This is a genomic window from Vibrio hepatarius (assembly GCF_018860525.1).
GTDB lineage: Bacteria > Pseudomonadota > Gammaproteobacteria > Enterobacterales > Vibrionaceae > Vibrio > Vibrio hepatarius_B.
On sequence record NZ_JAHKPM010000069.1, the window covers coordinates 1 to 12,296 of the forward strand.

The 12,296-nt window shown below is 39.4% G+C and carries 6 protein-coding genes; 3 read left to right on the plus strand and 3 right to left on the minus strand.

Translation table 11 applies throughout. The features are described 5' to 3' along the window. Positions 1–6,917 (minus strand): hypothetical protein (locus KO511_RS20805; protein WP_215989305.1); only part of this gene is annotated, 6,917 nt, incomplete at its 3' end. Positions 6,918–7,189: 272 nt separating this feature from the next. Between KO511_RS20805 and KO511_RS20810 the strand changes: the two genes are divergently transcribed. Beyond that, positions 7,190–8,161, plus strand: coding sequence for a peptidoglycan DD-metalloendopeptidase family protein (locus KO511_RS20810; RefSeq protein ID WP_215989306.1), 972 nt, complete (start codon positions 7,190–7,192; stop codon positions 8,159–8,161). 287 nt (positions 8,162–8,448) lie between these two features. After that, positions 8,449–10,266, plus strand: a complete 1,818-nt coding sequence (locus tag KO511_RS20815; RefSeq protein ID WP_215989307.1) for an immunoglobulin-like domain-containing protein — start codon at positions 8,449–8,451, stop codon at positions 10,264–10,266. Between the two features lie 130 nt (positions 10,267–10,396). On the opposite strand, the gene KO511_RS20820 is transcribed toward KO511_RS20815, so the two are convergent. Together KO511_RS20820 and KO511_RS20825 are read right to left on the minus strand one after the other, a co-directional pair. Then, positions 10,397–10,750, minus strand: coding sequence for a hypothetical protein (locus KO511_RS20820; protein ID WP_215989308.1), 354 nt, complete (start codon positions 10,748–10,750; stop codon positions 10,397–10,399). 529 nt (positions 10,751–11,279) lie between these two features. Next, positions 11,280–11,630, minus strand: coding sequence for a hypothetical protein (locus tag KO511_RS20825; RefSeq protein WP_215989309.1), 351 nt, complete (start codon positions 11,628–11,630; stop codon positions 11,280–11,282). A 481-nt stretch (positions 11,631–12,111) separates the two neighbouring features. On the opposite strand from KO511_RS20825, the gene KO511_RS20830 reads away from it, so the two are divergent. Further along, on the plus strand, positions 12,112–12,249 hold the full coding sequence (locus KO511_RS20830; protein WP_185759750.1) for a hypothetical protein: 138 nt from the start codon (positions 12,112–12,114) through the stop codon (positions 12,247–12,249). The last annotated feature ends 47 nt before the right edge of the window (positions 12,250–12,296 follow it).

Below are 12,296 nucleotides of genomic sequence, written 5' to 3' on the forward strand. Positions count from 1 at the left end.
CGGCCCAGTGAATCGGTTACCTTTATGATTAAGCTTGACTCACCTTGGCGGTCAGAGTTAATTCCAATCTCCAGCGGCCAGCTCGTATCGCTAAACTCACCTTCCAGTTCACTTCCGGCAACCATGACGCTGTAACTTTTCGCTGTAATTACACTACCTTCATTTTCGCTGTTAAGAGTAACAGAGAGTTTTTCGTCCTTCACAGCAAGTCTCTCTCCAACAAAATTGGTTTCTGGTGATAAGGTTAAGCTGATCTGAGGCAAAGTGAGATTGATCTTTTTACCCCAATTTAAACTGCTTCTGCCAACCTTATCCTTCGCTATTATATCTACAGTTAATGGTTCAAGACCTAGGTCTGAGGCTTTCAATTCAAAATAAAGTGCTTCTCCTTTACCTTGTTCTTGCTTGATGATGGGTGTTTCTATCCCCTTTACCTTGTAGGTAACTTCACTTAGTCCACTGGTTTGATCTGAAATATCGAATGTAAACCTGATATTCTCACCACGCCTTTCGATGCTTTGTATACTGCCTATTGTTGGATCGTATTTATCGACCCTCAGGTTGTCTACTGAACCTTCTCCTTTTAAGCCAAAGACATCTTTCACCGTGACTGTTAGATTAAATTGCTCGATCTCTCCAGGCACATTAAACGTAAATCCTTTACACGTAGCATTATCGCATTCTACATTGTTAAACGCGTCTCTATCTTGTTGATTAGACGATGAATAAACTCTATCTCCAACTTTAACCTCGATTTCATCTATGCTTGAGTTCTCATCCAAGATTGTCTTCAAAATAACCGTATATTCCTCACCACCTTTAACTATTGTATATTCAGGTAGTTTACTGGAGTTATCAGCGATATTAATAGAAACTTCAGGAGCTTTATTGGGAAGAACCAGTTCGAGCGGGTAAGGCTTTGCTATGTTACCCGCATTATCCCTCAAGCCGTTAATATCGAACGTTAATTTAGGTTGTATCCAGTCAGTAAACCTTGAGTAATCCCATGTATAGGTGCATCTAAACTGGCGATTTTGACGACTTTCACATCCTGTCGGCTCAAATGTGTTGAACCCCTTTTCTAATATCGGCCATGTCCCATTATTGATATTGACACCAGACATATCGTCTGTAAATACTAACGCCATAGAGAACTGCTTTGGTTTACCTCCCGATGCACGAATAATATTCTCGGCTGTAACGGAATACGGTTGAGTGAAATCCGGAGTTGGCGGCTGCGAATCCAATTGTTTAAAGCTAAACAACTGCACGTTGGTCGCATCGTTTTGACCTAGTGTTTCTACAATGAGTACAGGGTTTTGGTTAAAATCTTCGTTAGACGTGATGCTACAGCGAGGAGCTTCATCCAGATTTAATTTTATTTCTCCAGAGGTGTACATATCACGATCTTGAGGGGCCTCAGTCGATGTATAGTTTTCTCGGATCCAGCACTGAATTTGTTTGGGTTGCACATGATTTTGCACAGCAAACTCAGCGGAGAGCGTTTTTCCTGAAACATGGCTTGAAAACGGTTTCGGTTTAGTAATCGAAAGCTCAACGCCTTGTCTTTGAACATGTAAGGGGCGGGAAACCTCAAGTGGTTGCCGATCTCCTTCTTCCAGATACTTGACATTGTTAAATACTTTGATGCTGAGACTATAACGCCCATCTTTTTTCAAGTTGTTAGCTGGAAGGCTAGCTTGCCATTTGCCCTCATCCAAGCTGAATTGAATCTGAGTAGGATTATTGTCTTTATAGCTGTATGAGGCTAAAACAGCATCTATCCCACTAATGTCTGACACTTCCAATATTAATTTGAGATCTTCTGATTTCGTCACCAGTCCGTCACTGCCGATAGCAATGCCACTATCTGCATAAACGATATCAAACTTTTTCTTCTCCGGCGGTTGATTTCTTATCTTTAGCTCAAACTCTTTCGTTGCTTTGTTACCTCTTATATCGAGCGCCTCGAGCTTCAAAACAATATTGTCTTTACCAGTGGTGTCCAATAACGACGATTGCAGTGGAATTTTGTAGCCACCGCCATCATTGTCTTCCAATGGCTCTGTTCCTTGGCCAAGTGGCTGAGAACCTTTTTTGTAGAGCCAATATTTAAACGTTTCTGTATTAACACCGTTACGATTTATGTCCCCACGACTATCATAGTCTTTAGCAGTAATTGTAAATTGGTAGTTAGATAGATAAAACTCATTGCCATTATTATTGTGACCATTCAGATCAAGCTGTGGGCCTTCTCTATCAATAATGAAGCTCTCAACGTTGGTGCTCGACACAAATCCATGCTTATCTGTAGCCTTAATGAAAAGCTGTGCGCGTTTGTCTTCACTAACCTTGATTTTTGGGGGATCTATTTCGATATAATCAACGGAAAACTTATTATTCCAATCATTGACTCGCCAATCAGTAATCAGAACTTCTTCGGTATCAATTCTCTGAAATAATTCGACTTTTTTTACACCCGAATCATCCTCTACTTTCTCAAATTTTGCTGTTAGCGAAGTACCTAACACCTTACTTTGTTTTGAAACAGAGTCCACCAACCAAGGTGTTTGAAAACTCACTTGAGGGCCTTGTTTATCGACTCTAAATTTCACAGTACCGCTTTCACTTCTATTAGCCGGATATGCTTTATCCGTAGCGATATAAGAAAGTGTATTTAACTCACCGTGTGTAAATGCATTTGCAGATAATCTCACTCGTACATTAGGCTGGTCACCAACAAGGTGAGGAGTGTCTGGACATCTTGCCTCGTTTTCATCACATTCAGATAGCTTAATAGAACTCTCGTTGCCAATTTTTAACTCCACTTCTAGATTCTGACCATCGCTACCTTCCTCCCCCCAGTCTAGACTTGGCTTGAAAAGCGTATTGCCGCCGAGCATATCCTCTAGCTCTTTATTGGTAACCTCTGGAGGAGTCGAGTCAATCAAGACACTAAATTTCTGCTGATTTGATGAAGTCTCTGTCACAGAGTTACCCAAATTATCGACCGCGTTTACATATACTTCCCATTCACCGTCTCCAGGGTAAATCACCTTGTCGTTTTTACACTTACTTTCTTTACATACTTTAACAGAGAAGCGGCCCTGAGCATTTAAGCTAAAACTGTCATAGTTGTAGCGATGCTCTACCCCTTGATTGTCTTTGTGCTTAAACACCAACACACGCTTGTCCTGTTGATCGTTTACATCATCGGTAAGGGTAAACAATAGTGTGTGGGCGAAGTTGGCATTCAGGTACGTATCCTCATCAAGTGGCTCGTTTGACTCTAGGTTCTTAGGACGAACTAACGACACACTAGGCGGCTCATTATCTATGAAAAGCCGTTTTGGGTATTTATCAAGATTCTTACCATTTTTATCTACCACACTGGTAAGAATCGCAAACTCCATTTTGTCTTGATGGTCCGGCCGCAGAGTATCGAGAGAGAAATTAAACCATTGCTGATAGTTATTGTTTTTTTCATCTGCTTCAAATCTTACGTCTTTAGCTTCTTCACCACGGTTTGGTTCGAGTCGGGTATACCAGAATGGCTCTAGTGTTAATGAATCAAGGGAAATTCCAGCGGCATCTGATACTGATAATTGCCCCTGTACCTTACCAGCTACGTACTGTTTTTTATTCTCATTATTGAAGTAATAACTACCCTGGGTGATATCTAACTCAACCTTTGGTGGGTCGATATCAATACTACTGCCTTCGTTCAGAAAAACTTTTTGCCCATCAAGTTTTGGGGATGCTTTCGCTATTTTATCGGCATATAACAGTGCGCTCGGCGCATCAACACGACCGCTTAGCACTTCGTGGTATTTAGAGGCTATGTCTAAGCGGTAGGTCTTTTCAGATATTTCGTACACCTCATCAAGTATGGTGGGATTCCCTTTTTTGCCCTTACCATCGGCTTTCCCATCTGTGCTTAGGTCCCTATATATAGCCGCTGCTAATGTCGTAGAGTTAGAAGTTAGTAAAAGTTCAGTGAGGCCTGCCATAGCTTCAGCAATAAATCGATGCTGATACTCTGAGGGAATAATATTATCGCTAAATCTTCCATCGAATAAACGGTCAAGCATCTTATTAGTAGCGTAAGGAGTAGTAGTAGGATCAAAACCAAAAAAGCTTTTATCACCAGCTAAAGCTTCAGAGACGTGGTCGAGTATATTGGTAAACGCTTGATCATTCTTTTCTGAATTTTCCCAAAGATAATCGAACATACCTGTGTGGTAGGTCGACAGCTCTGTTATATAGTAGCTCTTTGAACCATTAGGTTGGAAATAGACGCCGAAATTTGCATCTTTAAATGTATCAAGGTTTACCGTCTTCTTAGCAGCATCAGTATCTTGCCAGTTGTAATAATATGCTCCAGCCAAACTGGTCAGTTTAATACTCAGAGCACGATAACTACTCGCTTTATAAGATTGTAAAGTGCAAGACGCGACATCTCTAGCATTGCCTAGTCTTGATGTTGTACATACTGTAGTACCTAAGTTTTCAAATTTTCCATTTTCTAGCCCCATTAATGATGCTTGTGCACCAATAAAAGGGGTAACTACAGTAAAAGTAGGTATATCAAAGGTTGTTTTAAAATAAATGGTTTTCTCAGCGGATGTTATTCCAGCATTATCTATAGTCCTAATCACCAATTTTTGGCTATCAAGCTTGGTGACGTTTTTAAATCCTTCCCCTAATATGTCCTTAGTTAAAGGGATATAGTAATCCATGTTTTCCAGCCAATTACCATCTGATGACCGTTCTTTAAAGGGTATTTTCAAATCTTCCGCTTTGGTTGTAACGGTTTTTTTGCAGTCGTACTCACCTTTACCCTCTTTTTTAACGCAATATTCAACTTCTAAAGTCAAGTCATTGGCTGGTGTACCTAGATTAAATGGTTCACTATCGTTGTCACCCGCAATTGATTGCTTATCATCATGGATAGTTGCTGTTACATAAGGTATTTTTCTTTTTATAAAATAGCTCGGATTGAAATTGTCAAACGCAGGAACATCTTCAGCGCCTTTAATTACTTGGTTGGCATATTTATAATCAATTTTTAAATATTTTTTGGCTGATTCAAATGAACCACTTGGAAAGCTTTCATCGTTAAATGGTAAGTTGGGATCGCTGCGTTCGCCTGCTTCACCTTCTAAAACATAGTTAAACTCTATATCTTCATTAGACTGTGGGGAACTTTCAGGATAGGCGATTTCTACTGTGGGGGGTTGGCTATCTTGCCCCACAAGGTGTACTTTTGTACCTGTATTTCCTTGAGCATCTGTCGCGCTAAGAATGAATTTAGCAACGTTACCCAGGTCATTGGCAAGATAACGTTTTTCAAACTCACATTTGTTCTTATCACGCGACTCAACTTTTGTGCATTCTAATTCAACAACTTCGCCTTTAAGCTTAACCTTCACCGACTCAACACTTTGTGTCGATTCAATCACATTGCCCATTAGAACATAGTTGTCTTCGTCTGCTTTTACACTTCTTCCTGAGGTCACATTAATGACGGGTTTTTGGTTATCCCAGTCAAATGAAATAGCATAGGGAAGGTTTTCAGATTGACTATCTTTCGACGTGTTACCGAGGACATCACTTGTATAAACCAGCAATCGCGCTTTAATGGCACCTTGATCATCTAAATACTGGGTGTTTACTCTTACATCAACTTTAGTTTCAAGTGCTCCTTGTCTAAAGCTTTCCAATTCAAGCGAGCAAGCATTAGGTTGAGACTCATCCGTGCATAAACCTATATCAAACCAGTCACTGTGTTGAGGATCATCGGTCTGGGCATATTGCAGTACAATATTAGCCGGTTCATCTACACCAACATTATCTGTCATTTTTAGCGAAATTGTACTTGTGCCAGCCAATATGCCTTCACTATTTCGCTCAGCTTTGGGTGGCGTCGAGTCAATGTCATTTTTCTTACGACCACAAATTGCAAGTTCGTTACCTTTACACTCCTCCGTACCCAATAAATTTATTTTATCTGCAAATTCCCGAACTTTATCTGTGGTTAGATTTTCGGCGAGGTTTGCCACAATGATAATGTGTTTTGCTAAATCTTTAGTATAAATATCGCTATTGACTTTTGTGTTACCAAAATCTAGGTTTGGTGGCAATCCGGGAATTGAAGCACCATTTAATTTACCATCTGCCCGAATATCATCGTACTGAATGCTGGATAAGTTTATTGTGGTATATTGTGTATTTGGGCCAGTGGTATCTATAGTATCTCTAATTTCCTTAGCGTAAGAAGAATAAGCGGTCAATAGTAATCCATATTTATGGCCGTCAGTAACATAGGAAAAATCATCTGGCTGCTGAAAAGAGTTTTGGTAATTGCTAATATTTAGAGTAATAGGCTCGGTAGAGTTAACATTAAACCCATACATAGTACTAACTGTATCCAGAGCAGAAGTAATGGCAGAGGAAGCACTAATGTTTTGGCTAATCTTATATTCGGCTAAACCGGCCGCCATATGAGTCAGTGGAGTAACCATGACTTTCAAGTTCTGGCCTTCAACGTAGTTAAGCAAACTGGATAACGACTTTGATGATCCTGCAGAACTAAGCTTGACGAATTCAAGACTAATGGGATCAAAATACTGACCATTGCCAACTTGTATCAATACGGGCATCGATGCGCTTGAGAACGGTATATTGTACTTACCGTAGGGATCAGTGGTGGACTCACCCAATAACCGCCCTACTTTGCCGTTTTTATATTCCCATACCTTAACCAATGCGCCCGAGACAGGAGCATCAAACACTGTACCTGAGATTGAGCCTGTTGCTCTAGATGGAGGAGATGAATCTCCTTCCCCTCCCCCACCACCACCACATGCAGTAAGAATAAGAGATACGATTAAAGCCAGATAAGTGCAGTATTTCATTGTTTAAGCCGATACCAGTGACGAATTAAATTTTCACCGATTATATTTGGGAATTAAATTTTCTCAACGTGGTATATTGACTGGCAAAAAATACAATTTAACTAGTTATTTAGCCTTTATGTATATGAGTGCAACATCAATAGCGACATATTGTATTTCATTCTATTAAAATAAACTTATTTACGCAGGTTATAACAAATTATTTATATAAAATTTATCTAGATTTTCATATTCAAAGCTCTATTATTGCAAAAAAATAAAAAAGCATCCCCATGCATTCAACGTCTATTCAACAAAAAAGCTATAAAGATTTTTTATCTTTATGGCATTTGGCGATTATTCCTTTGGTATTGTGCGCCATGATTGAGTTAATTCCTTTCAATAGTAGTAAAACAGATCATGTTGAACGCGAGAAAACAGAATTAGTACCGCCGATTCAAACTAGTATCACGCAAGATATTTCTATTCCCATCAACATAGTAAAGCCAACTGTTTTTAATGGTTCAGTAGGGTATTCTTTTTATGGTTCTGCACTCACTTCCGGTGCATCCCCCGACACCATAGGTTATTTGACTTCTTTGGCAGCAGGAAAGTTTGATTTTCTTCACTCTGTTTCTCGCTCAGGTCAATTCGTCTTTAAAATTGATGATAAAAATCAGCTTGAAGCGTTTTTGTATCGCGATAAAATGCATATGTTTTATGTTTACAGTGATAACAAAGGCGTCCTTTTTAGCTCAGACGGAGAGCACTTTTATAAAGATAAACTGCTTCTTTCTCCTGTTTCACGGCAGTTTCGAGTAAGCTCTCAATTCAACCTTTCCAGAATGCACCCTATTACCCATAAAGTAACGCCCCATATGGGCACTGACTATGCCGTCCCTGTTGGCACAACTGTGGTCAGCATTTCCTCTGGCCGAGTGATTGCCTCGCGTTATCATCCATTAGCCGGAAACTATATCGTGATTCTCCACCCTGATGGTTTGAAAACTCGCTATTTGCATTTATCAAAACGTTTTGTTAATCGAGGTGATAATGTGATCCAAGGGCAAAAAGTCGGTGCCAGCGGTAATACAGGCCGTACTACTGGTGCACATCTGCATTTTGAGCTATGGAAAGATGGTCGGCCGATAGATTTTGAGAAAAAAAGGACCTTCGCAGAAAAAGTAGCCGTAGAACAGATATCTGCTCAAACTGCTGATGCAAAAACAGCATTAAAACGGCTTGCACGCCAGATCGCTGAATAACCGCCCCATCTCATAAATTCATATCTTAGTGGCAAGACTGAACTTTTTGAACATTCTTGCCTCTTTAATATGTAGACAGAAAATATAAACATTCACAGAATGCCTAATTAAAAGCCTTTAAATCGAATAAAACTATATATTTAATCATATAGTTTGCATTTTTATCAAATTGCTTGGAGCAGTACCAAGTATTCTGTCATCCAATTTTACTCCCCTCTCAAGATTATGTAGCGTCAACTTGAGCACTTAATTAGCTTTGAAAAATAAGCATATTGGAGATTAACGGAATGAACAGAAAAACAGCTTTAGCGTTAAGTATTCTCTCTGCACTTTCATTAGGCAGTGGTCAAGCCGTCGCTAATGATGGTCAACAGCTAGTCGATCAAGATGGCAATGTGTTGGTTGGATATTGGCATAACTGGTGTGAAGGTGATGGTTATAAAGGTGGCAACGCTCCTTGCGTAGACCTTGCCGACGTAGACCCGCAATATAATGTGGTTAATGTGTCTTTCATGAAAGTCTATGATGCTGCGACAGGTCATATTCCTACTTTTCAATTAGATCCCGACATAGGTTTGTCTGAGGAAGAGTTCAAGGCTCAGATTGCCAAACTTAATGATCAAGATAGAAGTGTGCTCATTGCTCTCGGCGGCGCTGATGCACATATCGAGCTTCACACTGGGGATGAGCAAGCGCTTGCCAGTGAAATTATTCGTCTGGTCGACACCTACGGATTTGATGGTCTGGACATTGACTTAGAGCAAGCTGCAATTAGCGCAGCGGACAATCAAACCGTAATACCAGCAGCCCTTCGTCAGGTGAAAGATCACTACAGGGCTCAGGGGCATAACTTTATGATCACCATGGCGCCTGAGTTCCCATATTTACAACTAGCAAGGGGAGATTACATCCCTTACTTGAACGGTTTGGATGGTTATTACGACTTTATCAATCCACAGTTTTATAACCAAGCTGGTGATGGTGTTTGGGTCCCAGAAGTCGGCGATTCAGGCACTTGGGTTCCACAAAATTATAAAGATCAAGATGTATTCATCTACTACATTGCCGATAGTATAATCAATGGCACTCGTGGCTATACCAAGATCCCACATGAAAAGCTGGTATTTGGCATTCCAGCCAATCCAGATGCGGCAGGAAGTGGCTTCGTTAGTAACCCTAATGATATATACAAGTCCTTAGACAGTTTAAGAGAGCAAGGGCAAGCATTGCGCGGCATTATGACTTGGTCAATCAACTGGGATATGGGAACCAATAGCGGTCAGCAAGCTTACAATGAGCAATTTGTCAAAGACTATGGTCCTTATGTTCATGGTCAAACCCCTCCTCCAACGGATGGAAAACCTTCTATTAGTGGTATTGGTGATGATCGTACTCCATTTGGTAGTAGCTACGACAAAATGGCAGGCGTGAGCGCAACAGATGCAGAAGATGGTGATTTAACCGGAGATATTGTCGTCAGTGGCGAGGTGAATACTAACAAAGTCGGTGCGTATCCTCTCACTTACTCGGTGACTGATTCCGATAGCAACACCACGGAAGAAATCAGACAAGTTACGGTATACAATACTGCTCCAGTGATAAACGGCGTAAACAATGAAACCATCTTGGTCAACTCAGACTTTGACCCAATGGAAGGCGTGAGTGCGACAGATGCAGAAGATGGCGACATCAGTAATTCTGCCATTCAGGTATCAGGACAGGTTAACACTGAGATTGTTGGGCAATACACCCTCACTTACCAGGTCACCGATGCGGCAGGAGAAACGACAACCAATGAGCGCATCATCACCGTCACTGATGAAGAAACAGGAAGTGGAACTTGGGATCCAGAAGCGATTTATAATACTGGGGATCAAGTGTTATACAATGGCGTAAATTACACAGCCCAATGGTGGACACAAGGTGATGAACCGGGCACTAACGCTGTATGGCAAGGTGAAGATGACGGACAAATTCACGAATGGAGCTCAACACAGACCTACAATACCGATGATCTTGTGACTTATCATGGACAAACCTATCGTGCCAAATGGTGGTCAAAAGGGAATGTGCCTACTGATGGTGATCCTTGGACACTAAACTAATTAGGGTTGGACGCTAAACCAGTCTGATAACTGAAATAAAGAAGCGAGATTTTACGGGGAATAAAATCCTCGCTTCTTTTGATGAATACATTATATAAGTTAGAAAACAGCTTCAGAGCCGAGGATTAAATTACTCTGGTAACTCAAACGAAATCTTGTTGACTATAGTGACTTCACTTTGATGGTAACCGTATTGTTGCAGATGAGGTTTAAGATCAATACTAAATTCCTGAACCCAAGGGATCATCAAACAGTCAATGAGCCTATCTTTAATAGCAACTTTAACGCTATTATCTGAGCTCGTCTCTAGCTCTACTTCCATTGGAGACGCACAAGCAAAGTTGGCTTGAGAAGTTAGTATCCCGTCACTACTAATACTAAAACCACCATAGAGAAGCTCATTTGGGCTGTATCTACCCTCTGCCAGTGCGCTATTAGACGCAAATAAAGTCAGAGCTAACGTTGATAAAATTATTTTTTTCATTTTATTTTACTACCTATAATTATGTTGTTTAAAAAGCCATCAGGCACATTCAAACTATTTTACTAGGCAATCGATTACAACCGTAAATCATTAAGGAGTTGATATTTCCTCCAAAAATAAACATCACTAAAAATGGATATGACATTAAATATGTTAATCATTGAAAAATCTTATAAATTCAATATAATAAAAATCTTGGTTTATTTTAATGTGTGACATTTATAATAAAACAATATCTAAGCTTTCAATAAAAAATATAACCACAGAATAATAAATAATTTTAATAATTAGTTTTATAATGTATTTATAGTAATTTTTGACTTATTATGGAAGGACCTATCGTGCTCAGTGGTGGTCACAGGCAATGTGCCTACTGATGGCGACCGGGCACTCTACTAATCACGGTTTGACGCTACACTAGCCTGACAACCTAAATAAAAGAAGCGAGATTTTACGGGGAATAAAATCATCGCTTCTTTGATTAATTATTTCTCATTAAGATGGGAGATAATGGCTCAAAAATAGACCACTATTCTTGTTCAAAGGTAATTTTATTTGCAACGCTTAGCTCGCTTTGATGATAGCCATACTGTTGAAGTAGTGGTTTAAGATCAATGCTAAAGTCTTGAACCCACGGGATCATGCGGCAGTCAATAAGACTATCTTTAATCTCTAATTGCACACTATTATCAGCGCTCATAGTAAACTCAACTTCCGTTGGCGCGGAACAGGCAAAGCTAGCTTTAGATGTCAGTACACCGTCAGCACTAATACTAACTCCACTGTAGAGAAGTTCATTTGGGCTATATCTATCTTCTGCAAGAGCATTGTTTGAAGCAAATAATGTAAGAGCTAACGTCGATAAAATTAATTTCTTCATTTTATTACCTATAGTTATGTTGTTTAAAAAGCCATCAAGAAGGTTCAAAGTATTTAATTAAGTAATCGATTACAATAGTGAATATTTTAAGCGGTGACATTTACTCCAAAAATAATCAACACAAAATACAAATATAACAACAATCAGATTAATCATTTAAAAACAACAACTTACATTATAACAATATATTATTAATTTTGATTCATTAAAATAATTCAGGTAGAGGTGAACCAATGTCAAAATTTCAATAATAAATAACACAATACAATAGCAATTACTTTTAAAATTAACGATTTTAATTTAATTATATTCGACCAACACAAATTTAAATAAACCCTAGCTCATCTAATGACTTAAATATCAACAACTGGCATGTATTCGACTATGCTTAATAAAAAGTTGTACTGTAGTTGTTGTTTTTCCTGTTGCTGTAAGCTCAGGTCAGCTTAAGAGCTGTTAGTAATCATTCGAGGCCTTTACTATGATAACAAACCAATATTTTGCATTAGTCACCAACTCAAAACGCCCCCAAAAATCAAGCAATCAAGGTTCAGACTCTCCCAAAGAACAGGAGCGCAAAGCTTTGGTTAAGGAAGCTCAGAAACAAGGTGGCTTTTAAACACTAATTATTGTCTTAGGCCTAAAATACCGTCTTTATCAGCTTTA

What these genes read in the sequence shown, in the direction of transcription:
- KO511_RS20810 (WP_215989306.1), top strand. Translation starts at nt 7,190, where the DNA reads ATGCATTCAACGTCTATTCAACAAAAAAGCTATAAAGATTTTTTATCT.
- KO511_RS20815 (WP_215989307.1), top strand. Translation starts at nt 8,449, where the DNA reads ATGAACAGAAAAACAGCTTTAGCGTTAAGTATTCTCTCTGCACTTTCA.
- KO511_RS20820 (WP_215989308.1), bottom strand. Translation starts at nt 10,750, where the DNA reads ATGAAAAAAATAATTTTATCAACGTTAGCTCTGACTTTATTTGCGTCT.
- KO511_RS20825 (WP_215989309.1), bottom strand. Translation starts at nt 11,630, where the DNA reads ATGAAGAAATTAATTTTATCGACGTTAGCTCTTACATTATTTGCTTCA.
- KO511_RS20830 (WP_185759750.1), top strand. Translation starts at nt 12,112, where the DNA reads ATGATAACAAACCAATATTTTGCATTAGTCACCAACTCAAAACGCCCC.